Annotated in this window: 18 protein-coding genes and 1 pseudogene; 13 read left to right on the top strand and 6 right to left on the bottom strand. The window is 39.2% G+C overall.

Going from position 1 to position 24912, the window contains the following annotated elements:
- The first annotated feature begins 214 nt into the window (after positions 1-214).
- The gene (locus BLS03_RS13455) at positions 215-979 is read left to right on the top strand and encodes a DeoR/GlpR family DNA-binding transcription regulator (RefSeq protein ID WP_093274820.1); all 765 of its coding nucleotides are present in this window, start codon (positions 215-217) and stop codon (positions 977-979) included.
- Between the two features lie 65 nt (positions 980-1044).
- Positions 1045-2877: a glutamine--fructose-6-phosphate transaminase (isomerizing) gene (gene glmS / locus BLS03_RS13450; protein WP_093274817.1), complete on the top strand. Its 1833-nt coding sequence runs from the start codon at positions 1045-1047 to the stop codon at positions 2875-2877.
- Between the two features lie 54 nt (positions 2878-2931).
- Here glmS and BLS03_RS26195 read toward each other — a convergent pair.
- Positions 2932-3071, bottom strand: a pseudogene (locus BLS03_RS26195) (transposase); the annotation flags it as partial.
- Positions 3072-4074: 1003 nt separating this feature from the next.
- On the opposite strand from BLS03_RS26195, the gene BLS03_RS13445 reads away from it, so the two are divergent.
- The 11 genes from BLS03_RS13445 (at position 4075) to wecA (ending at position 17750) form a co-directional block, all read left to right on the top strand.
- Positions 4075-5223 (top strand): polysaccharide export protein, encoded by a 1149-nt coding sequence (locus BLS03_RS13445; RefSeq protein ID WP_093274815.1) that lies wholly within the window; start codon positions 4075-4077, stop codon positions 5221-5223.
- A 173-nt stretch (positions 5224-5396) separates the two neighbouring features.
- Positions 5397-7538, top strand: coding sequence for a polysaccharide biosynthesis tyrosine autokinase (locus tag BLS03_RS13440; protein WP_093274812.1), 2142 nt, complete (start codon positions 5397-5399; stop codon positions 7536-7538).
- A gap of 131 nt (positions 7539-7669) precedes the next feature.
- The gene (locus tag BLS03_RS13435; RefSeq protein ID WP_093274810.1) at positions 7670-8668 is read left to right on the top strand and encodes an ATP-grasp domain-containing protein; all 999 of its coding nucleotides are present in this window, start codon (positions 7670-7672) and stop codon (positions 8666-8668) included.
- A gap of 54 nt (positions 8669-8722) precedes the next feature.
- Positions 8723-9973 carry an oligosaccharide flippase family protein gene (locus BLS03_RS13430; protein ID WP_093274807.1) on the top strand — a complete coding sequence of 417 codons (1251 nt, stop codon included), beginning with the start codon at positions 8723-8725 and terminating at the stop codon, positions 9971-9973.
- Entirely contained in the window at positions 9939-10775 is an 837-nt protein-coding gene (locus BLS03_RS13425) for a glycosyltransferase (protein WP_093274805.1), read from the top strand. The genes BLS03_RS13430 and BLS03_RS13425 overlap by 35 nt, the downstream gene beginning before the upstream one ends.
- Positions 10772-12022, top strand: coding sequence for a hypothetical protein (locus BLS03_RS13420; protein WP_093274802.1), 1251 nt, complete (start codon positions 10772-10774; stop codon positions 12020-12022). The genes BLS03_RS13425 and BLS03_RS13420 overlap by 4 nt, the downstream gene beginning before the upstream one ends.
- Before the next feature lie 4 nt (positions 12023-12026).
- Positions 12027-13109 (top strand): glycosyltransferase, encoded by a 1083-nt coding sequence (locus BLS03_RS13415; RefSeq protein ID WP_093274800.1) that lies wholly within the window; start codon positions 12027-12029, stop codon positions 13107-13109.
- Positions 13110-14162 (top strand): EpsG family protein, encoded by a 1053-nt coding sequence (locus BLS03_RS13410; RefSeq protein ID WP_093274799.1) that lies wholly within the window; start codon positions 13110-13112, stop codon positions 14160-14162.
- Positions 14159-15238, top strand: a complete 1080-nt coding sequence (locus tag BLS03_RS13405) for a glycosyltransferase family protein (protein ID WP_093274797.1) — start codon at positions 14159-14161, stop codon at positions 15236-15238. The genes BLS03_RS13410 and BLS03_RS13405 overlap by 4 nt, the downstream gene beginning before the upstream one ends.
- A 148-nt stretch (positions 15239-15386) precedes the next feature.
- Positions 15387-16391 carry an NAD-dependent epimerase gene (locus BLS03_RS13400; protein ID WP_093274793.1) on the top strand — a complete coding sequence of 335 codons (1005 nt, stop codon included), beginning with the start codon at positions 15387-15389 and terminating at the stop codon, positions 16389-16391.
- 291 nt (positions 16392-16682) lie between these two features.
- Complete coding sequence (wecA, locus tag BLS03_RS13395) at positions 16683-17750, top strand: UDP-N-acetylglucosamine--undecaprenyl-phosphate N-acetylglucosaminephosphotransferase (protein ID WP_093274790.1); 1068 nt, start codon at positions 16683-16685, stop codon at positions 17748-17750.
- A gap of 89 nt (positions 17751-17839) precedes the next feature.
- Here the strand turns inward: wecA and BLS03_RS13390 are convergent, their stop codons facing one another.
- The 5 genes from BLS03_RS13390 to BLS03_RS13370 all read right to left on the bottom strand — a co-directional run bounded on the left by BLS03_RS13390 (position 17840) and on the right by BLS03_RS13370 (position 24901).
- The gene (locus BLS03_RS13390; RefSeq protein WP_093274788.1) at positions 17840-18370 is read right to left on the bottom strand and encodes an MltR family transcriptional regulator; all 531 of its coding nucleotides are present in this window, start codon (positions 18368-18370) and stop codon (positions 17840-17842) included.
- A gap of 48 nt (positions 18371-18418) precedes the next feature.
- Positions 18419-19567: a mannitol-1-phosphate 5-dehydrogenase gene (locus BLS03_RS13385; RefSeq protein ID WP_093274785.1), complete on the bottom strand. Its 1149-nt coding sequence runs from the start codon at positions 19565-19567 to the stop codon at positions 18419-18421.
- Positions 19568-19662: 95 nt separating this feature from the next.
- The gene (locus BLS03_RS13380; protein ID WP_093274783.1) at positions 19663-21612 is read right to left on the bottom strand and encodes a PTS mannitol transporter subunit IICBA; all 1950 of its coding nucleotides are present in this window, start codon (positions 21610-21612) and stop codon (positions 19663-19665) included.
- Between the two features lie 460 nt (positions 21613-22072).
- Positions 22073-23011 carry a CorA family divalent cation transporter gene (locus tag BLS03_RS13375; RefSeq protein ID WP_093274781.1) on the bottom strand — a complete coding sequence of 313 codons (939 nt, stop codon included), beginning with the start codon at positions 23009-23011 and terminating at the stop codon, positions 22073-22075.
- A gap of 111 nt (positions 23012-23122) precedes the next feature.
- Positions 23123-24901 (bottom strand): bifunctional lysophospholipid acyltransferase family protein/GNAT family N-acetyltransferase, encoded by a 1779-nt coding sequence (locus tag BLS03_RS13370; protein WP_093274778.1) that lies wholly within the window; start codon positions 24899-24901, stop codon positions 23123-23125.
- Positions 24902-24912: the final 11 nt, after the last annotated feature.

The following is a 24912-nucleotide window of genomic DNA, read 5'->3' as shown; positions in this document are numbered from 1 at the left end:
ACACTAGACCCCAAAAAATTTGTTCAATTCTGTAATTTTTTTTCTTTTCGCGGACGAATTCTACCACCGAATTATTTCAATATCACTGCTTTAGAATTGTCTTAGGACAAGGTTTTAACAGTAAAGATTAATTTTTTGGTTCAAAATAAATGGACATTAAAGTTTCGATTCGACTACAATAAGTTTTACTTCGAAACCTTTATTGCGATTTTAAATGTCGAAACGAAATACTCAGCTTAGACGCTTATCGATCTCTAACTTAGTTAATGAGCAGGGAGAGGTCAGTGTTGAAGAGCTTTCCCTCAAATTTGAAACCTCAGAAGTGACTATCCGTAAAGATCTTGCCTCGTTAGAAAAGAATGGCCAGTTATTGCGTCGTTATGGTGGTGCAATTGCGTTACCGAAAGAAGTCGTAAGCGATGAGTTCGATAAAAATGTTTCGATTCGTAAGATTGAGGTGGCGAAAGCCGCCGAAAAATTGATTCGAGATCACAACCGTATCGTTATTGATAGTGGCAGTACGACAGGGGCTTTGATTGAGCAGTTGAACCGCAAGCGTGGCTTAGTGGTGATGACCAACTCGCTGTCACTCGCGAATGCGATTAATGAGTTGGAAAGTGAGCCGACGTTATTGATGACAGGTGGTACTTGGGATGCGCACTCTGAATCCTTTCAAGGGCAAGTCGCTGAGTCTGTTCTGCGTTCTTACGATTTTGATCAGCTTTTTATTGGTGCCGATGGTATCGACCTTGATCGCGGTACCACCACGTTCAATGAGCTGGTTGGCTTAAGCAAAGTCATGGCAGAAGTGTCTCGCGAAGTGGTGGTGATGGTGGAATCTGAAAAGATCGGCCGCAAAATCCCTAACCTAGAATTAGCTTGGGATTCGATTGATGTATTGGTGACCGACTCAGGATTGTCTGAGCAACATTTGGCACAAATCGAGTCTCATGGCGTAAGAGTTATTCGCGCCAATTAATCATTTTTGCTCTCGCGGCTAGGCGAGAGTACCAGTCATATTTATAAAAATAGTGGAGAACAATTATGTGTGGAATCGTTGGTGCTGTTGCACAGCGTGATGTCGCAGAAATTTTGGTTGAGGGTTTACGTCGCTTAGAGTATCGCGGTTACGACTCTGCTGGTGTTGCAGTGGTCGATGCGCAATCTAATCTGACTCGTATTCGTCGTCTTGGTAAAGTTCAAGAGCTGGCGGACGCGATTGACGCTCAAGAAGTGGTCGGCGGTACTGGTATCGCTCATACGCGCTGGGCGACTCACGGTGAGCCTTCAGAAGTGAACGCGCATCCACACATCTCCGCTGATATTTCTGTGGTTCACAACGGCATCATTGAAAACCACGAAGAGCTACGTGAAGTGCTTACTGAGCGCGGCTATCAATTTGTTTCTCAAACCGACACTGAAGTCATCGCTCACTTAGTAGAATGGGAAATGCGCAGTGCAAGCTCGCTACTAGAAGCAGTGCAAAAAGCGGCCGTACAGCTTGATGGTGCCTACGGTACAGTTGTATTTGACCGCAAAGACCCAAGTCGTGTTGTGGTTGCTCGCTCGGGTAGCCCAATTGTGATTGGCCTTGGTGTTGGCGAAAACTTTTTAGCGTCAGACCAATTGGCACTGCTCAATGTGACACGTCGTTTTATCTATCTTGAAGAAGGTGACGTGGCTGAGATTACGCGTCGTGAAGTGAATATCTTTGCAGCAGATGGCCAGGCTGTCGAGCGTGAAGTGGTTGAATCAAGTGCAGAACACGATGCCGGCGATAAAGGTCAATATCGTCACTTTATGCAAAAAGAAATTTACGAGCAGCCAACAGCACTTATCAATACCATGGAAAGCCGTATTTCAGGTTCATCGGTAGTCACTGAAAGTATTGGTGTCAATGCCGCAGAAATTCTGGAAAAGGTTGAACACGTTCAGATTGTAGCTTGTGGTACTTCGTATAATGCGGGTATGACTGCGCGCTACTGGTTTGAAGCTATTGGCGGCGTAAGTTGTGACGTTGAGATTGCTTCTGAGTTCCGCTACCGCAAATTCGTCACTCGCCCAAATAGCTTGTTGATTACGTTATCTCAATCAGGTGAAACCGCCGATACCCTTGCCGCGCTGCGTTTGGCGAAAGAGAAAGGCTACATGGCAGCGATGACGATTTGTAACGTAGCAGGCTCGTCTTTGGTTCGTGAATCTGATTTTGCATTTATGACTCGCGCGGGCGTTGAAATTGGTGTGGCATCAACCAAAGCTTTCACGACTCAGTTGTGTGCCATGCTGATGCTTGTTACCGCGCTTGGTAAACAGAAAAAACTTATCGATCAAGCGAAAGAGAAAGAGATCGTTGATGCCCTTCATGCGTTACCGAAACAGATCGAATCAGCATTAAAACTGGAAAAAGAAATCGAAGCACTTGCCGAAGATTTTGCTGATAAGCACCACACGCTATTTTTGGGTCGTGGTGAGTTTTATCCAATTGCGATGGAAGCGTCACTTAAGCTTAAAGAGATCTCTTACATTCACGCAGAAGCTTACGCTGCTGGTGAATTGAAGCATGGTCCATTGGCGCTGATTGATGCGGATATGCCAGTGGTGGTGGTTGCGCCAAGCAATGACTTGCTTGAAAAGCTTAAATCGAACGTTGAAGAAGTCCGTGCTCGTGGTGGTTTGTTGTATGTCTTCGCTGATGCCGACGCAGGTTTTGAAGGCGATGAGACAATGAAAATTATCACCATGCCGCATGTTAGCGAAATTACGGCGCCTATCTATTACACCGTGCCAATGCAGCTGCTGTCTTACTACGTTGCTTTAATCAAAGGTACGGACGTTGACCAACCTCGCAACTTAGCAAAAGCGGTAACGGTTGAGTAAAACCAACCTTTAAAATCAGTAACCTAAAAAGCCCGAGTGTCCACTCGGGCTTTTTTATTGGTTCATCGAGGCTTTTTTGAATAAAGCTGCTTTTATCTCTAGAAAGAAGTAATCGATATCTTGATAACTGTAACCCATTGTTTGATTAACTTTATCTTGTTGTTTATGCCTTCAAGCGTACATGCATGGAGTGGTTAAGGTTTAGAAGCAAAAGACCGTGAAAGTAGGCTTCAGCTTTCTCCTAAAGTTCAATCGGGTGCTTGGATACCGCTATCTTAACGTTTCCCCCACCATGCTCTCCACAACGCTTTCACTTGATCAACTCTGATTGTATCCAATCGAGGTTGCTTTTATCGAATACTTACATCTACCCAGTCAATAACTCGTTAATATCAATGTACGTGACGAGTGAAACAGGTCTCCTAAAATGATACGCCACGGTTATGGTTTGTATGTTTTTGGGGGGAATCTATGTATTAATTGTTTCTTTATTTTTAATCATAATTTGTATATTAAATAAACTTTAGATTCCAAATTTATTCTCTGTTTTTCTCTTGTAGTCCTATCCTTACTTTTATTTTTTTATAATTTAAACAATATTGAAGATCTAGTATTAAGGTTAGTTTTGTTTTTTGTTTTAGCTAGTATTTTTATATTAAATTTACCTGGTTTTATAGTGTATGTTTTAGATTTGTTCGCTGTTTAAATTATTGTTTTTAAATTGTTATTTTCAGAATTATGAAAATGAAAAAATGACATTCCTCTGACCTAATATATAAACTTCCTTGTGTTATAGTCTGCGTGCTTTCTACTGATTAATTTATATCCAGAAAATAATTTTAAATTTAAATTCAAAATTTAAATGTGAGTAGCATTGTAAATAATATTTTTCAATACGAATAAGTTGCGTGTATTGGAAGGTGTTTTTTACGATTTTATTTTTAACTAATTGTAATTTAGAGATAAAAATCTTCTTTTAGGTAAGAGTTTATTAAAGGCTTATGTGATTTGCCGAAATATCAATGGGCGGTAGCGTGCCTATTTTTTTGTTTGTTATAAATAAAAAATATTTATTTCGGTAATTTATTTGTCTAACTCATTGTTACTGTAACATTAAAGTAATATTGAGAGATTCTTTTATTGTTGTTTTAGCAAATTACGGTGTATTGCTGTTTTTCTACTAAGTTTGTGACGTAAATGAAATTTAATAAGAAATTAGCACTGGTAGCATTAATTTCGGTATATATGACTGGATGTGCAGTGCCAGGTTCACATCTCGATATCTCTGACAAAAATGTAGTAAATACTGCAGAAGAGGATTCGCCTTATGTGCGCGATAGCTCGATGTCTGACAAAGTGAATGTGTTTCCATTAACAGCAAAAAATGTTTCATTTTTTGGAGGGGAGATTGCTGTCAATTCCCAGCCAAACCAAATGCTGGACACATTAATCGCCCAATATGAATATCATATCGGTATTGGTGATGTACTGGATATCACCATTTGGGATCACCCTGAATTGACTATTCCTGCAGGTTCTTACCGTAGTGCGGAAGAGTCAGGTAACTGGGTTGGTGCTGACGGTACGATTTTTTACCCTTATGTCGGAATGGTTCATGTACTGGGTAAAACTGTAAGCGAAGTACGCTATGAGATCGCCAAACGATTAAGCCGTTATATCGAAAGCCCTCAAGTTGATGTACACGTGGCGGCGTTCCGCTCGCAAAAAGCATATATCACCGGGGAAGTTAACCAACCTGGCCAGCAAGAAATTACCAATATACCAATGACGATCCTTGATGCTGTCAATAAGGCCGGTGGATTAGCTGAAGATGCAGATTGGCGCGATGTTACTTTAACTCGCAATGGTAGCATCGAACACTTATCACTATATGCGTTGATTCAAAAAGGCGACTTGACCCAAAACCGATTACTGCAACCCGGAGATATTCTGCACGTTCCACGGAATGACGGCCAAAAAATCTTCGTTATGGGCCAAGTGAATGCGCCACAGATGCTTAAGATCGATCGAGAGGGTATGACATTAACCGAAGCTCTAAGTACAGCGGGTGGTATCGATGAATTGTCTGCGGATGCAACTGGCGTGTTTGTCATTCGCTCCTCTCTCGACAAGACCGAATCTTTGGCCGATGTATATCAGCTCGATATCAGTGATGCGTCATCGTTAGCTGTAGGAACTGAGTTTCACCTCAAACCTTATGACATCATTTACGTGACGGCTGTTCCTTTATCTCGTTGGAACCGTGTGATTAACGAGTTGATGCCAATGATTGATGAAGTTCATTCGTTGACAGAGACCACGAATACAATTCGTAACTGGCCATAAACATATTTGGTTGCGGTTGTGATGCCTTGACTGAGGGAGAAATCATTCTCCCTCGAATATAGCCATCTTTACTGGCAAATTTTCTTATCCAACCCAACCAACTCTCCTATTTTCCGAAGCACTTAAGTGTATGGACTGATTTTCAGGCACATTCCAGAGAAGAACTGAATCCGATGACTTCCCAAGCTTTACCTCCATCATCCTCTGATGAATATCCAGATCAAATTATTGATTTAAATAAAATCTTTGCTCTATTTTTTGATGCTAAATGGATCATCATCGTCACAGTTGCCATTTTTGCTTTGATTGGTATCGGCTACGCCATGGTGGCAACTCCCGCATATCGAGCCAATGCACTTATCCAGATTGAAGAAAAATCTCCTGGTGGTGTGTCAAATTTGATGAGCGATCAACTGAGTGACATTTTTTCTGCAGAATCGAGTACGCCTACAGAAATCCAGATTATTAAATCGCGAATGATCTTGGGTAAGACGGCTGAGCGTTTCCATCTCGATATTCTGGTAACACCACACTATTTCCCAGTTGTGGGCAAGTTAATTAATCGTCTAAAAGGCGAGAACCATTCTATACAGGTCTCGAAATTTGATATTCCTGAAGATGCAGCTGATGGGGCGTACAAACTCGTTATCCTTGATAGTGATACTAAGCAATATCAACTTGTACAAAATGATGCGGTAATTTTACGAGGCGTAGCAGGTGAAACGCTCGAAAAAGATGGCTATCAGCTGTTGGTCGATGATTTTGAATCTAGTAACGGGTTTGAATTTTATATTCAAAAACGCAGTGATTTGGACGCGATTAAATCTTTATCTGACAACCTTACCATCAGTGAAATTGGTAAACAAACGGGTATCGTTGAGCTCGATTTAGTTGGGGGAGATCCAGAACAAATCGAACAAATGCTTGATGACATTCAGCAAAACTATTTTTTGCAAAGTACTCAGCGTAACGCTTCTGAAGCAGAAAAAAGTCTCGAATTCTTAAGAAAGCAGTTACCTAATATAAAGTCTGAGTTAGATAGAGAAGAAAACCAACTTAACGAATATCGTCAGAAAAATGAAACGATCGATCTGAGTATGGAAGCTAAGGCTAAACTCGATGCAATGGTTGCGCTTGATGCACAGTTAAATGAGCTAACTTTCAAAGAGAGTGAAATTAGCCAAAAATTCACCAAAGATCACCCTGCTTATATCGCATTAATTAAGAAACGCAATACCTTACTCGCACGAAAAAACAGCCTTAATAAAGACATTAAAAATCTGCCAAAAACACAGCGAGAGATCTTGCGCATGACGCGAGACCTAGAAGTCGATCAACAGATCTACGTGCAACTGATGAATGAGATGCAAGAGTTGAGCATTGTTAAAGCAGGAGCTGGCGGTAACGTTCGCATTCTTGATCATGCTCGATCATCAATTCATCCGATTAAGCCAAATAAACCTATGATCGTCATCATGGCTTTGATCGCTGGTGTTGCGCTTAGCGTCGGCTTTGTATTGGCGAGAGCGGGAGTTAAAGCCCTACTGTTTGGTGGTGTTGAGCAAACGTCAGAATTTCAAAGCTTGGGTCTTCCTCTCTATGCCAGGGTTCACAAATCGAGTGCCGAGATAAAGTTGAGTAAGAAGCGTCAACGTAAAAAGTCGGTCAGACAACCTTTTGAAAGCCAATTACTTGTCGGACATAGTGCAACAGATAATGCCCTTAAAGGAATAGAAGCGCTTCAATCGAATTTACGCTACGCACTGTTAGATAAACAAGCCAATAATGCTTTGATGATCACCAGTCCAACTGAGTCTGCGGGTACATCATTTATCGCAGCTAACTTCGCGGCCTTGATGGCGGAAAAAGGCGAGAAAGTATTATTAATTGATGCCGATATGCGTCAACGAAAAAGTGATAAGCCCTTTGCTTTGAATTGTGAAATAGGCCTTTCAGACTATCTGATTGACAACGTGACTTTTGAGCAAGTCGCAAAATCCACTTCAATTACAAATTTAGATGCTATCGCATCCGGTGCTATTCCACCAAATCCGGCCGAGCTACTCGCATTACCAAGTTTTAATAAGCTGCTGAGCTGGGCGGCGGAACAATACGATTTAGTCATCATCGATACTCCTGATTCTCAAACAGGACAAGAGGCGTTGGTGATTGGGCCTTTAGTTAATAGTGTGTTGTTGGTTGCTCGCTATGGCAAAACGGCAACAACAGATATTGAGTTGACTCAGCAAAAATTCACCCACGCAGGTTGTTCTATTAAGGGCGTTATATTCAATGCCGATGAGAATAAATCTTAAGCGTGTCGCTAACTATCACTTTAGTTATTCATGAACAAGATTGCTTTATCAGTAAATCCATAACTAACCCTTGGATTTACTATCCTAATTTATCGACTTCTAATTAGATTTCGAACGCTAAGAGAAAATAAATGAAAGTTGCAATTATAGACTTCAGCTTAAAAAGAAATTTGAGTGAGAAAATTAAAAACTCTTTAGATGACCTTAATGTCAATTATGACAGTTATTATATGGAATCAAGTGAAGACTTAAATAAAATTTCTTCAGGTGGTTATAGCCATGTAGTGGTAAGAGCTCCTTGTGATATCAATGAGCGTAAGCAGCTTGCTAATGAAGTCATATATTTATTGGAAAATTATACCAACATAAAAGTATTGCCTACTTTAAAAGAGTTGCTTCCTTACGAAAATAAGCGGTATTTGAGTTTGTGCTTAGAGATGAACAATATTCCTCATCCGAAAACGAATGTATTTTTTACCAAAGAATCTGCGACTAACTTTATTAAATCAGCGCAATATCCGGTGATTTACAAGTCCAATATTGGTGCTGCTTCATCGGGTGTAAGAATCATTGAAAATGAAAAAGAAGCTAATTCGGTTATTAAGAAAGCTTTTGGTCTTCATCCTTATATGGCCCGCGGTAATGCACCAACTAGAAAAAAATGTGGTATTACTCTTCCTGAAGTTGGTCGCTCTGAGAAACATTTTGTTTTATTTCAAAAGATGGTCAAGTTTAAGTGGGAATGGCGTTTAATTAAAGTGAATGATTACGTAATAGCTTACAAGAAACTCCAGGACGAAAATGGTTTTTCAAGTGGTTCTGGTAAGTTTGGTTACGGATTACCCCCAGAAGAATTGCTAAAACTTAATGAAGAGAACTCAAGAAAACTAGGGATCAATGTTGCCGCCTTTGACTATTTTGAAACAGAAGATGGCCAATTTTTGGTAAATGAAATTCAATGTTTATTTGGTGCTAAACCTGACTACAAAGATTACGATTCAAAAATGTTTGATGAAAATATGAATCCAATATATATCCAAGTGGATAATGGTAATTTTAATGTTATGCAGGGTGATATATGCAAACATGAAGTTTGGGATTTAAGAATGAAAGAGTTCTTAAACCTCTGAATTTCATAAATTGAATTTTAATTAATATTTTAGTTTTAACCATTTAGGGTTGTTTTGAAAAATCCAATTTTAAAAAATATACTAAGTGTCGGGTTGGTTGAAGGTTTATCTTTAATCATCCCTATCGCCACGATGTCTTTGTTGAGTCGTGTCATTAGTGTTACTGAGTACGGTAACTACCTGCTCTTCATATCTATTGTGGTTTTTGGACATACATTTGCAGATTTTACCTCCCAGATAAAAGGTATAAGGGAAAGTGCAAATGTAGATGATAAAGATGGATATGATAAAATATATTATCGAGTTCAGTTTAAAAGATTTATTTCTGTATCAGTATACTTTTTTATTGTTCTTGCATTTTTATTTTTTATAGGTAATAAGGAGCTTTTAAATAAATTTTCAATTTATGGTTCAATATATCTATTTGGTTATGTGCTTACATCAGCATGGTACTATCAATCAATAAATAAAATGGAAAAGCTTGTAATTAATACTTTAATTACAAAAGGCGGCGCTTTGATTGCAATATTTTTATTTGTAAAAGGCGATGATGATATAGGGGTTCTTTATATATCTACTGCCTGTACCATGCTTTTGTCAGGTTTATTGTTAAGATATAATTTAAATAATTATAATATTAAGTTTGGGTTCTTAAGATACCCTATTAACATCTTCAGAGAGATTAATTCAGATTTAAAAGTCTTTTTGGGATTGTTAATGCCTAATTTATATAACTCTATTCCAGTTATTGTATTTGGGTCTTTATATAATGATAAAAACTTTGTTTATTTTGCTTTGGCTCAAAGACTTGGGTCCATTCTTTTTACCGCCCAAAAAGTAATGCAGAAAGCACTTTACCCTATCATTGTGAAAGATAAGGATAATACAAAGTTCCTTAAGAATTTATTATTATTTAATGGTAGTTTGGCAATGATATTTATCATATCAAATTACTTGTTTGGTGGTCAGTTAATTGACGCATTTTTAAGCGAAAAGTACGCTAAAGTACACTTGTATTTCTATCTTATATTATTTGGTCTTTTGTTTAGTGGGATGAGCTCTGCTCTAACTACTGCATATCTTCTACCTAATGGTTTGGATGACATATATTCGAAAGTGTCTATTAGAGTTTCTATATTCGCATCTTTAATATCAGTTGCTCTTGGTTATCTGTACGGTGTGTTTGGAGTATTGGTTTCTATTACTATTGCACGGATATTATTGTTCTCATATTACAGCTTTCATTGCATTAAATTTAGGAGATTGAATAATGAAAAATATAGCAGTTCTAATGAGTGTATATAAGAACGACAATTATGATATGTTTAAAAAAGCTTTGAATTCCATGAGAAATCAAGTCGGCGATTTTAATATACATGTATATTTAATGCTTGATGGTCCAGTGGAAGAAGCGATTGTTGATTTTATCCATGATCTTAATGAGCCAGATAAGATATTTGTATTAAATAATGAGAAATCAAAAGGTTTGGCTTTCTCTCTAAATCGGTTAATGGAATCTGCAACAAGAAAAAAAATTACATATGATTTTTTCGCTCGAATGGACTCTGATGATATATCCCGATTGGATAGATTTAAGATACAAGTAGAAGAACTTGAACAATCTGATATCGATATTGTCGGTTCAGATATGATTGAGATTGACGAAAATGAAAATCATCTAAGTTATAAAAGAATGGCTAAAGACAATAATGAAATCATAAAAAATATTGTTTATCGCTGTCCATTGAATCATCCATCCGTCACATTTAAATCTCATGTTATCTATAATGGTTTGCGGTACAACGGAGAGCTTAAGAATACTCAAGACTACTTTATGTGGGTAGATGCATTGAAAAAAGGATATAAGTTAGGAAACGTAAATCTACCTCTCCTTTATTTTAGAGTGTCCGGTGATTTTTTATCTCGTCGCACAAGTAAAAAAGCGATGAATGATGTTAGAGCCAGACTCTATGCGTCAAAAGAACTTAATAAAAAGAAATTTAAGATTAAGGATTACTTATTTATCCTAAGTATTTTAATTGTTAGGTTTTCACCAAAATTTGTAATGAAATTTGTATATAAGATGACAAGAGAGTCAATGGCATGAGTAAATATAACGGTTTCGAAAAGAAAATTGCTCAATTTTTATCTAATAACCCTAAGATAAAGAATAATATAAAATTTTTATATCAATTGACGCTTTCATATGTTTACCGCCCAAAGTCAAAATTAAGCGTTGAATCTGGTTATGATTTGGTTTGCTTAGGTGATGACAATAAAGAGAGTTTTTATGGCTATTATGACCACTCTCCAATTAATGATTCTAATCTTGTTGCGTATTTCGAACTCAATGATAAATCTGGAAAAACTAGCAAGTTACCCAGAGATTACCGGGGTAGCGTCGCAGTAGTTGTTAAGTCGCTAGATACAAGTAAAGTGATTTACCGTGGAGAATCTCGCGCATATAACTGGCAGCAAGGGGCTAGAATTCAGTGGTTAAATGATGAATGTATCATTTTTAATGATTACGATGCAGAGAGTAATCATTATTTTTCCAAAGTTGTTAATATCCTCACTTCAGAAGAGAAAAGGTTCGAACTTCCAGTTGCTGATGCATATTCTGACGAATTCTTTATCACTCTAGATTATAAAAAATTAACAAATCTTCGACCAGATTATGGCTATTTTCACCATTATGAAGATAAGACATCAGATCAAGATACAATCATCTATTCAGTAGATATTGATACTGGTGAAAGTAAAAAAATGTTTTCTCTTTCTGATGTGGCAGATAAAGGGGTTTCTTTAGAGTTTCAAAAAATTAATCATATAATGATATCACCTAATGGTGAGAGTTTTATCTTTATGCACCGTGTTAATGAAGGTAAGCGAAGACAAGATAATCTCTATTTATTTGATATTACTACAGCCAATATGGTCAAGTTGAACACAGGTTCTATGGTTAGTCATATGTGCTGGGTTGGAAATGATAATTTATTTGGGTATTTATCTGATAAGGATAATACTCCAGGTTTTTATCATGTTGATTTAAAAAATAATATTTTAACTCCAGAAAAAGCTTTAGCCGGGTTTAGTGATGGACATCCATCATATAACGAAAAAACTAATGAGCTGGTATTTGATACATACCCCGATAAATCGCGCTTACAAACTCTATATAAATTTGACCTATCTACTAAAAAGTTAGATTCGATTGCTAAGTTTTATCATTCAATGAGCTATGTCGGTGAAAGCCGCTGTGATCTTCATCCTCGTTTTCTAAGTGATGGTTCAGTCTGTGTCGATACTGTATATACAGATAGCCGTAAACTAGTCAAGCTTGCAAGGAAATAATCATATGGCGGCCAAGCTAAATAAAGTAGCCTTTGTTATTCCTTCAATGGGGAATGGCGGAGCAGAGCGTGTATTTCGCGACGTGATCATTAACTTAGATAGTGAGTGTTTCGAAGCACACCTCATCACACTGGTTTCTGATGGGCAAAATATCGATTCGGTTAGACATTTACCAAACGTGCATATTCATAGCATCCAGGGTGGGAAAATTCTCAATCCAGTAGCGATTTTGAAAATGCTTAAGCTGCTACGCAGAGAAAAGTTCACGACCATAATCAGTACACTGATGCAACTTAATGTCATCTTGGGTCTTTGCAAAGGATTCGTATCAAGCAAATCAAAGTGGATTGCTCGCGAGGCGAATATTCCATCTATTTATATTAAGTCTAAAAACTACAACTCTTTATTTGAGCACCTGTATACCAAAGCGATGAATAATTTTGACCTGGTGATTGCGCAATCAGACGATATGTTAGAAGACATGCGTGACAGCTACGGTATTTCTACCCAGATCGTGAAGATAAACAATCCTTCACCTATAGCTGAACCAGTGGTATATCAGCGAGTTATACGTGATGAGCAATGTTTAGAACTGGTTACCGTTGGTCGATTAAGCTACCAGAAAGGCTTTGAGCGTTTAATTCGAACAATGGCACAAGTTAAGCGTAAGTTTCGCCTACGTATTTTTGGTGATGGGCCATTTAAAGCCGATCTAGAAAAGGTCATTGCCGAGTTAGGGCTTGAAGAATCGGTATTTTTAATGGGGATCGAAAGAGACCATGACAAAGTCTATAAAGATGCAGATTGCTACCTGCTCTCATCCTATTTTGAAGGCTTTCCTAACGTATTATTAGAAGCACTCAGTTACGGCTTACCTTGTATCGCTTTTGATGCTAAAGGTGGTATTAACGAAATTATTAATCAAAGCTTTATTGGTAGAGTTGTCAATAGCCAAGAAGAATATGCACAAACTGTCGAGTCGTTTGAACGAGATAACTACAGTTCAGAACAAATCCAAAGGAATGGCACCGAGCGCTTTAATCCTAAGTTGATCTATAAACAGTACGAGCAAGTGTTGATTAATTAGATGAATGTTTATTACATTGTCGCTGGGCCTTTAATCCTATTTAGTTTCTTGTCTCTTGGATTAAAACATAAGAATAATTTGGGTGTTGGTTTTTTAGTATTCCTCTCTCTGGTTATTCTCAATTATGTTCGAGGCCCAGTTGGTTCAGACTACCTTCCCTACGATGCTATTATCTCAGGTGTAGGAAGAATGGGACCAGATTCGTACGCGTACTTAGAATCAGGTTTCCGGCATGTAACGTATTTTCTTAAATGTATATTTGATGATAATGTCCATGTTTTTGGTGTATACGGGACATTTATTCTCTTGTGTATATATATTGGAATAAGCCGACTAAAAATTAATGTTGTTATTTCTTTAGTCCTTTATTTTCTGTTGTTCTATATTAACTATTTATTTAATGGGTTACGTCAAGGTATCGCTATGGGGCTATTTATTCTAGCTTTACGCGATATTCTTTATGACAATAAGAAAGGTGTTTTTTCTATTGGCTTAGCTGCTTATTCTTTCCACTTTTCTGGTATTTTTGTTATTGTTTCATACTTCTTTTCTAAGCTCGATATAAAAGTAGTTTTCTACATACTTATCGGTTCTTTGCTAATGTCTGTCGTTGGTCTGTCGAGTATTCTATTTCAGATATTTTCAGCAGCAGGCATGGTTTCAAAAGTTGAGATGTATCAGAAGTTAAGCGAACCAACCAGTTTTGTTCAATATATAATGCGGTTAATTTTATTAGCTATGGTTGTATATTGTTATCTGGAGAGTCGTTCTGTCACTATGATGGAGCCTTTGGTCAAAGTTTATTTGTTAGGAACTATTTTATTTTTCCTATTTGTTGACCAAAATGTCTTCGCAACACGTATTAATATGTTCTTTAGAGTCGCGGAAATTGCGGTGTTTTCGTCTTATGTTAGTTTAAGTAAAACGCCACCCATAAATAAAATTATTATGTTGGTAGCGGTTCTTTTTATTTATACGTCTCAATTTAATGTAATGATTAATTTAGAAGATAACTTATTTAAATTTAACCATTTATTTGGTGGAAAACTATGAATGAAAAATGTGTGATGATTTCTGGTGTTGGTTGGAATGATAATTTCCAAAGACATCAGAAATTTGCTAATTTTATCTCAGATGATTGTGATGTTATTTACCTTCAAGGTGTTGTTGCATCTGGGTTTAAATTCGATAAAATTTTTGGATATGTAAATAAAATATTAGGTACGAAGAAGAAAGAAACTAATAAGCGTATTTCTAATGAGAAAAATGCTAATGTAAAAGTTGTATCTGTATTTACTCTCCCATCCACAAATTTCATCTTTAGAAATATCAATAAGATCTTAGTAAAAAAATATGCTAAGAAGGTTGGTAAAGTAGATTACTTAATTAATTACCTTCCAATTGATACGTCGACAGAATTCGTTAAGGAACTCAAACCTAGAAAAGTTATCTACGATTGTGTAAGGAACTTTAGTGCTTGGCCACAATACCCTAACGATATAGATAAACAGGAAGATAAATTCACTAAGCTTTGTGATGAAGTTTGGGTTGACTCATTTTACTTAAAAAACAAGTTTACTAATGGATATAATATTCCAGTTAAACAAATTTTACCTACGTACGATGAACGTATTTTTCAAAAAATCCCTGTAAAGGATAAAATTGAAAATTTTGTTTATTATGGGTTGGTCAGCAATAAATTAGATATTCCGTTATTAACTAAAATAGCTAAGAAATATAATTTGTATATTGCAGGTCCAATCGAAAAGGGCTGTGAATTACCAGAAGGTGCTCATTACCTTGGTTGCTTTGAGCAAAAGGAACTTTTTGAGAAAGTTAGTGAAATTGCTGATGCCTTTATTATCCCTTATGTTGGCAAAAACATGGAAGGTGTTATTCCTGCAAAAACAACCGAGTTAATGGCCATGGGGCTTCCTGTTTATATTAGTTCTTTCTATGACTCTAGAGAGTTAAGTGATATTTTTTATGTCTATAATAGTCATGATGAAATTTTTAATTATATATATAGTTATTCACCAGAAGAGTTTAAAACTCGCTCTAATAAAGGGTTGAGTTTTTCAGAAGAAAATAAAGATACAATGTTAAAGAGTAAAGTAACTCTAAGTTAATCTTATTATAAAAAATAATTATCCCTATAAATCTGACTTAATTGATTGCAGGTTAGATTTGTCTTCATACATCTCAAAACTACCATTCCTTTTAAATTAAATAGTGAAAGGCGTGTTTTTTGGTACATACAATCAGTTGGTAAATAAAATGAAATACCTTGTTACCGGTGCCGCCGGTTTTATTGGAAGTGCAGTTGTTGATAAATTGACTGATCAGGGCTTTCAAGTCGTTGGTATCGATAATCTTAACGATTATTACGATGTTAATTTAAAGCATGCTCGTTTAGCTCGTATTGAGCATGAAAATTTTGAATTTATTGAATTAGATATTGCTGACCGTACTAAGGTCGCTGCATTGTTTGAAGTACAGCGGTTTGATCGAGTAATCCACCTCGCAGCGCAGGCTGGTGTTCGCTATTCGATTGATAACCCAATGTCTTATGCCGACAGTAACCTTGTTGGTTATATGAATATTCTAGAAGGTTGTCGACATGCGAAAATTGAACATTTGATTTACGCTTCTTCTAGTTCTGTATACGGTCTTAATGAATTAGTTCCTTTTCATACTTCTCATTCGGTTGATCATCCAGTATCTCTTTATGCTGCAACCAAAAAGTCAAATGAGTTGATTGCTCACAGCTACTCTCATCTTTATGACATTCCAACTACTGGTCTTCGATTCTTTACTGTGTATGGCCCGTGGGGACGTCCTGATATGGCACCGTTTATTTTTACGAAAAAAATTATTGAAGGACAGACCATTGATATAAATAACAACGGTGATATGTGGCGTGACTTTACTTACATCGATGACATTGTAGAAGGTATTGTTCGTGTAGCTGATGTTATTCCGACTCGCAACCCTACTTGGAAAGTCGAAACCGGGACTCCTGCATCAAGTTCTGCTCCCTACCGTGTTTATAATATCGGTAATGGTAGTGCGGTGAATTTGATGGAATTCATCGGTGCGATTGAATCTGAGCTCGATATTGAAGCAAAGAAAAATTTCCGAGAAATGCAACCAGGTGATGTTTACCGTACTTTCGCTGATACAGAAGATCTCTATGACGTTATCGGTTATCGCTCTCAAGTCAATGTTAAACAAGGCGTTGCTGAGTTTGTTAAGTGGTACCGCGAATTCTATAAAGTCTAAGTTTCTTCATTTATTTGATATATCAACGAATACACATTTATCGACTCATCTAGATTAATTATATTTTTTTAATCTTTTATAGAATGAAGTTCTGTAAGTTGGAGTTATATGGTTAATGGCATGCTTATTTAATTGTGCCATTAACCTAAATTTATATGATGGTTGATATTTTATTAGTAGATGGGACGAATTAATTGTCGTTCATGAAGTAACTTTATCTTTTTATGCTGTAACCGTATATATACGATTATGAAAAGGTGCTTTGGTGCAAGCCAAAGTTAATAAAGTTTTATGTCTGTAAAAGAAATTTTACTATTCACATTCTGTCTTTCGTTTGCCAGTTTATTTTTATTCCGTAAGCTTGCCCAACATGTTGGGTTAGTAGATAAACCAAATGAACGTAAGCAGCACTCTGGTTCAATTCCTTTAGTTGGTGGTATTTCTGTTTTTATATCAGTAATTGCAACTTTCGTGTTTTTTTATAAGTTGAATACTACTCGAGAAGCCATTTATTTTTGTGCGATTATTTTGCTTTTTATCGGTGTGTTGGATGATAGATTTGATATAAGTGTCAAATTTAGAATTCTTGTCCAGTTTGCAATTGCACTATTTATGGTGTTTGTAACTGGAAAGAAGATTCAATACTTTGGTAATTTTATGGGGGATGACGCAATTTTTATTGACCGATTCTCCAGTGTGATTGTTACGATGCTAGCGGTTACCGCTACGATCAATGCTTTTAATATGGTTGATGGTATTGATGGTTTACTCGGTGGCTTAACATGTGTGACCTGTACTGCGTTAGCTTTTGTATTTGCCGTCAATGGTGAACGTTTCTATTTCATTATGTGCGCCGTTATCGTCGCTGCTTTAGTTCCCTATATTATGCTTAACATGGGTATTCCATTTGGTAAGAAATATAAAGTTTTTATGGGCGATGCAGGGAGTATGGTGATTGGTTTCATTGTTATTTGGTTAACGATTCAAGCAACTCAATTTAGTCGTATCGATCATGATATTGAAATGCGTCCAGAAGCGGGTCTTTGGATCATGGCAGTACCAATTATGGATATGATCACCGTGATTATTCGCCGTATCAGTACTGGTCGTTCACCATTTCAAGCCGATCGTGAGCACTTACATCACATTTGTTTACGTTTAGGGTTATCGTCAAATCAGGCAATGGTGAGCATTTGCGCACTGGCTTTCATTCTAGCTGTGATCGGTATTCTTGGTGAGATTTATCGAGTTCATGAGACAAGTATGTTCTGTGGCTTTTTGGTTGTTTTTGCTGGCTATTTTGTAGCTAAAAACTATGCGATCAGGGAACTCGACCGTAAAGAGCTCAAAATAGCTTAATGTTATTCAGAAATAAGAAAGCCCGCATAAGCGGGTTTTTTTGTATCTGAAATTGAGCTACCGGAGTATTGATTGTGGTATTCACTACATCAAAACGGGCTTTCTTTGTCGAGGTGATTGCAGATCTCAACAATGGCTAATGAAAGCCCAGATTTAATAACTTGCTGCTGGCGTTGAAGCTGCAGTTGGTAAAAGCTCAGATCGATATCATCATCAGGTTCGGGAAGATCGAATTGCATCATGCCCATCTGCTGCACGAGATTGAGCTTTTGAATCGCATCGAGAATTTGTGGATCGCTAAACTGGTAGTCTTTACCATCATTGTTAAGCGTGTTTTTGAGCTTAATGAGACGCTCAATATCGTGATAAATCGCGTCCGGCAATACACCCAAACCAAATAGCAGTTTTAATCGAACAGAAAGGTTTCCCAGCGGGCCTGTATCATGTAGTAATGGCCCAACAACAGACTGAACTGCAAAGTTATCTTTACGAAAGATTCTTTGCATTAAGATGTCTATGGAGTCATTTAACACTTCAACCGCTGTGATAAAAAAGCCTCTGACGGATGGGGCATTATTGAGTTTCTCGATGATCTCGGTTTCGTTAAATTGGTCTGCCATACATTATTATGTGGTTATACAGAGGGAGCTTAGCTCCCTCTGACAGCTTTATAACTGATTAAACAAGGCTTCGATTTTTTGTACCTCTGGGCTATTTTCATCTAACCCGCTGTAGTGAGCGAGAGTTTTCTTGAGACCTTGTTGTTGCAGCGTGTTTTGCAGCTCGACCGCTTGAGGGTCGGTTTCATTATGGTATTTGAATGCTGCTGCAATTCCCTTCAGCAACGCTGCGTTATCGGTGTTGTACTCCATTGTACCGAGTAATGGCTTTATTAATCTATCATTTGGACCCAATTTTCTGATTGGTTGTCGACCAACGCGATCTACCTCATCAACTAGGTACGGATTTGCAAAGCGGCCTAGGATTTTTTCAATGTATGCTGCGTGAGCCTCTCGGTCAAAGCCATAACGTTGAATCAATACTTCGCCACTTTCTTGCATTGCCTGCTTAACGTCTTGACGAATCTCTGGATCAGAAATCGCTTCACGTATGGTTTTATGGCCTTTTAGGCAACCTAAATAGGCGGTAATACAGTGACCAGTATTAAGAGTAAACAACTTACGTTCAACAAACGCCATCAAGTTGTCGGTTGTCTCCATTCCTTTTACTTCGGGAAGCTGACCTTTGAATTGCGTTTGATCAACGATCCATTCACTAAAGCTTTCGACCGTCACTTCAAGAGGATCATCGTTGGCTGCTTCTGCTGGAGGCACAATGCGATCCACAGCAGAATCTACAAAGCCGATCAATTGTTCCGCTTTGGCGTGTAAACTTTGATCCAAATGTTTGAATACTTCGGCTTTTAAGTGAGTGGTACCGCGGACCATGTTTTCGCAGGCGATGATATTGAGTGGCGCTTCATTGCCGCTTGCAAAGCGCTTTTCCAAACCTTTTGCGATGGTTTTAGCGATAATGTCTAAAACGTTTGGGCCAACCGCTGTGGTGACCAAATCGGTTTTAGCAATACGCTCGAGAACATCATCGCTGTTGGAATTGACGGCTGTAACATGGGTTACGGTATCGATTTGGCACTCAGTGCCGACCACTTTTACTTTGTATTCTTGCTTATGGCTGAGTTGGTCGACCAGTGGCGCATCGACGTCTGCGAAAGTGACTTCGATGTCTGCATCAGAAAGGAGTTTACCAATGAATCCACGGCCGATATTACCAGCACCAAAATGAACTGCGTTTTTCATCATACTTACCTTAAATAATATCAATACAAGATTGCCAGAAAGGGAGGCCAGCATGGGGGATGCGTGGCCTCGAATTGCTTAGGAGCAAGTTGCCGTTAAGCGGCTTGGTGACCCGAAAGAATGTTGATTACGTCTTCAACATTGGTCGTTTGGGTGAGTTTTTCGATGTTATCTGGATCATCTAAGGCGTTAGTGATGGCAGTAATGACTTGAATATGCTCGTCATTTTTCGCAGCAATACCAATGACCAACTTAGCGACGTCTTCTTTATCATCACCAAATTGTACGCCAGATGGGTACTGACAGATGACGATACCGGTTTTGATCACGCGATCTTTTGCTGCAACCGTGCCATGAGGAACGGCAATCGATTCACCAAGGTAAGTCGAGACCATTTGCTCACGTTCAAACATCGCATCCACGTATTCTGGTTCTACATAACCAAGCTCAACCAACTTGTTACCTGCGTAACGAATCGCTTGTTCTTTGTTCTCTGCTTCTAAACCTAAATGAATGTTATGGCGCTCTATTTGAAAAACCGCTGGTTGCGACTCTGCTAGGTTGTCTTCGTTGGCGGCCAACAGAGACATTTTGATGTTTTGGTCATCATTAGCTGCTTTCAAACTGCCTTGTGCATCAGCCAGTTTAGACACCAATTGGTTATACATTTCACTGTCGAGGAAGTTCGTCAGAGAAACATGGTATGCATTTGGCACGTACTTACGTGCACGCTCGGTCAAATCTTTATGAGTAATCACGATGTCCACGCCTTCTTCTAAGTTGTTGATTGCTAAGTTGGTTACATTAATATTCAAACCTGCTTGTTGAACTTTTTTACGTAACATACTTGCGCCCATTGCACTTGAGCCCATACCTGCGTCACACGCAACGATGATGCTCTGTACGTTAGCCATATCGAGCTCAGTTGAACCGTTTTGGCTTGAAGCACCTTTTGAGCTCGCTTTCATGTCTTTCATTTGCGCGGTGGCGTTTTCAAGTGCATCGGCGTCGCCGTCTTGCTCGGTATTACGCTGTGCTTTCATTAGTAGTGAAGCAACGGTAAATGAAACCAGTGCTGCAGCGCCGATAGAGCACAATACACCTGGGATAGAACTTTTCGATGCCATCAGCAGTACGGCAAAGATAGAGCCAGGTGAGGCGGGTGAAACGATACCTGCATCAAACACAGTCAGGGTGAATACGCCAGTCATACCACCTGCGATAGCAGCAAGGATCAGACGAGGATTCATCAAAATGTACGGGAAGTAAATTTCGTGAATACCACCAAAGAAATGAATGATCGATGCGCCGCCCGCAGTTTGTTTCGCGGTGCCTTTACCAAATACCATGTAAGCAAGCAGGATACCTAAGCCAGGACCTGGGTTCGCTTCGATAAGGAAGAAGATCGATTTACCCGTTTCTGCTGATTCTTGGATTCCAAGTGGAGAGAAAATACCGTGGTTGATGGCGTTGTTCAGGAATAGAATTTTCGCTGGTTCAACAAAGATCGATGTTAGCGGCAGTAGATGAGCTGAAACGAGGAAGTGCACGCCAGATGCTAACACGCTAGAAAGAATCTTAACGAAAGGACCAATAAAGTAGAACGCGAGAATCGCTAGGATCATACCAATGATGCCAGCTGAGAAGTTGTTAACCAACATCTCAAAACCGCTTTTGATTTTACCGTCGACTTTTTTATCGAACGTTTTGATAGCCCAACCACCAAGAGGGCCAGCCATCATCGCACCCATAAACATTGGAATATCGGTACCGACGATCACGCCCATAGTGGTAATGGCGCCAACTACCGCACCGCGCTCTCCGGCAACCAATTTACCGCCAGTGTAACCAATGAGCAGAGGTAGAAGGTAAGTAATCATTGGGCCAACCATGGATGCCAATGCTTCGTTCGGCAACCAACCAGTTGGAATAAATAGAGCTGTAATAAAGCCCCATGCAATAAATGCCCCTATGTTGGGCATAACCATGTTAGACAGGAATCGACCAAAATTTTGTATCTTGACCTTTGCGTCTGGTGATATCATAACAGTTCCCCGTTCGATGTTCTGATAGACATTGTTGTAGTAACGGTTTGCCAAAACCGTTTATTGTTTGCTTAGTACCCAATCAATTTACCACACAATTTCCAAATAGAGCTGAGGACGGGGTTTTCGTGATCAGCCCCATATAAAAACCATCCGGCAAGAGATTTTTATGTGATCGCCATCAATGATTGACGGTGTAAATAAATTACAAATTTATAAATTTGTATTTGTCAATAAATTTGGTAGTGATGTATGTCACTTATATTTAAATTGTTAATAAAAATATATTGAGATGTTGATCACATTTGAATGCTTAAATTTATATATGTTCGAAAATTAAGTGATCTACATCTCGATTTTTGCGGCATTTAATGGCTCCGCCAGATTTTCAACCAGCAAGATTCGGAGTTTTGAAACTTTGTGACAAAGTTTTTCGTTACTCTTTCATTCATCGCATCACTCAATTTTTGTTAAAGAATTTGAGGTAGCGAAGCAACCATATCTCGGCACCAAATATCACCAGCAAGCCTAAACAAAACCAAAGAAAGGCACTTGGATTCTCGGTTCCCGGTATGCCGCCGATATTGATGCCGAGTAAACCGGTTAAGAAACTGGTCGGCAGGAATATCGCAGCCACAACCGTAAACAGATAGCTATTTTGGTTGACCTGCTCGTCATGCAAATGGCGAATCTCATCTCGCATCAAGTCTAGTTCACCCAAGTAGAAATCGATAGTTTCGTTAATACGAGTAATGTTATTGAGCGCGTAGTGAGCATGATGTTCATGCTGCTGCATCGGCGAGGTTTCGGACTCGGAAAAGTCACGAATGGCATACAGTTGTGGACGAATAAAACGCTTGATTCTCAATAGCGCTTTTTGAGTATCGATTGCGTCATGAGTGGTGCTGTCGTTAATGTCGAACGCATTGATCGCAGCATCGATGTCTTCGAGATAGAGATCGATCTTATTGCTCAATCCATCAATGATCTGCAATAACAGTTCGGAAAGATCGTTTGGACCTTTTTGTTTTTCAAGTGCTTGGCGGATCTCCAAGATCGAACGGGACGGAATTTTACGTGTCGAGATCAAAGTGCCGTTGTAGTAAAGGATTCGAACGCTGAGCATGTTTTCAGGCGTGTCGTTACTGTTCATATTGATGCCACGTAAGATCAACATAAAGTTATCAGTATCGTATTGATGAAACGAAGGACGAGTTTCGTCGGCAAGCAGGTGCTCAACGGTACTGTCTGGAATGCCATTGTTTAATAGCCAGCTGCGAAGGTCGGGATTCATGCGTTCACAGTGGTACCAATGGTTGGGTTGTAGCTTTGAGTCATCAAGCGGTTGCTGAATCGCTGGGGAGGCATTGAAGTCCCAGTGGTCAATCATAAAGCCCATCAAAAAGTCCTTTAATCTTAAATGATTAAACGATTATGTGAGCATAAATTCGGTTTTGTCCAGAAACATAGCGTCAGGCTCAATTGGCCTGACGCTATGTGTTTTCGGTGCTTAGCCGTGAGCACACTGGTTGTTATGGTGGAGGTTGAGATATTGCTTAGCTTGTTCGTTACCCATATAGCGCCCGAGTGTTTTCGATTCTACGTCGGTAAGATCAACCAAAATTAAGCCGTCGAGCGAATGATTAAAATCGGCGTCGACATTGAAACTGACCAATTTGCCATTCAGGCCAAGGTATTGGCGTAGCAGTACGGGAACACCGCGACCTTGGTCGAGGCGACTAATCACTTTAGACAATAACTGGATATCAGCCAAAGCGGTGAGCATATTGGTGTTCCATTGGCTTTGTTTACCAAGTGGTGAAATGGGTTTGACGTGTTCTGCACGTTCGAGATCGTAATGATGCAAAGTTAACGTCTGTGCCAGCAGCTGGCGCGCGCTATCACTATAGTCGTTGCTGATGCTGACTGGGCCATAGAGATGGGTGTAGTGGGGATGTTTGTAGACGAAAGTGGCGATGCCTTTCCACAATAGCAGTAAAGCTGTCATCGATTTCTGATACTCACTGGCGATAACTGAGCGCCCTAGTTCAATCGAGTGGCCCATTTTGTCGATAAAGGCTTGGTCATAATCGAATAAAGTTCTGGAATACAAACCATCAAGTCCGCGGCGCTTTAGCAGTGTATCCACTAATCCTAAACGATAGGCGCCAACTAATTGCTGTTTGTCTTTATCCCAAATAAATAAGTGGTGGTAGTCGTCATCATACAGGTCCAAATCCAGCGCTTTCCCCGTGCCTTCGCCTACTTGGCGAAAGTTGAGCTCTCTTTGACGACCAATTTCATGCATCAGCGCGGGAATGTATTTAGCTTGAGTGCAGTAGACATCAAACTCTTGGTGCGACAGCAGATGGTGGTCGTTTGGAATATGTGCAATATCATCGCTTAGCGTCTGGGCTGGCAGACGTGGCGCGATGTCACTGGTGGCGTTATTGGAGCTACGGCTTGGTTGACTATGTTTCAGCGTATGATCAGCCTGACCGAGTAGATAGGTGTTGAGACGCAAATAGTTGACCATTTTTAGGTCGTCGAGCTTACTGATCTCTTTATATTTGATGGCATCGCCAATAAAGAGCTCAATACACTGTGCTTGTTTATTCAGCAGTTCTCGTCCGAGCATCAAAGTACGTAGCAGCGGATGAACCTTGCCCGCCAGATAAAAGCGACGTGAATTTTGGCCTTTGATAAACACTGGTACGGTCGTGGCTTGGTGTTTGTTGACTAAAGATGCGACCGAGCGGCTCCACTCTTTGTCTTCCAGCTTTTTAGTTTTGCTGTCGACCATTTTTGATACTTCACCGGCCGGAAATAGCAGTAGCAAACCTTGTTGCTTGAGGTGGCGGTTTGCTTCACGCAGTGCCAGCAAATTGGCTTGATGGGCGTTTTTGCCTTCAAACACATCAACACCAATAAACAGTTGATCTAATTCAGGAACGGTCTTGAGATATTGATTGGCGAGGATTTTTACATCACTGCGTAGCATCAGTAGCAGCTCCGCTAAGATGACCCCTTCGACACAACCGAGCGGGTGGTTGGCGACCACTATGGTTGGCCCGCTGGTGGGAACCTCAGAAAGCGTACCTTGAGTGATCTGATAATCAATCCCGAGCACTTCTAAGGTAAAACGCAAAAAGCCCCGAGTATCTATTCCCGCCGGTCGCTTAGCGTAAAACTTATCAAGCTTGTTTAACCCTGTTGCCCATTCTGCAACACCTTCACCAAGGCCAAACGGCGTTTTCCTTGGCAATCGAAACGGACTTGCAATTCCCATATGGTCTTATC

Origin of the sequence: Vibrio xiamenensis (assembly GCF_900100015.1) — a bacterium.
Classification (GTDB): Bacteria; Pseudomonadota; Gammaproteobacteria; order Enterobacterales; family Vibrionaceae; genus Vibrio; species Vibrio xiamenensis.
Note: the sequence above shows the minus strand (reverse complement) of the source record. Positions and strands in the feature narration are given on the sequence as shown.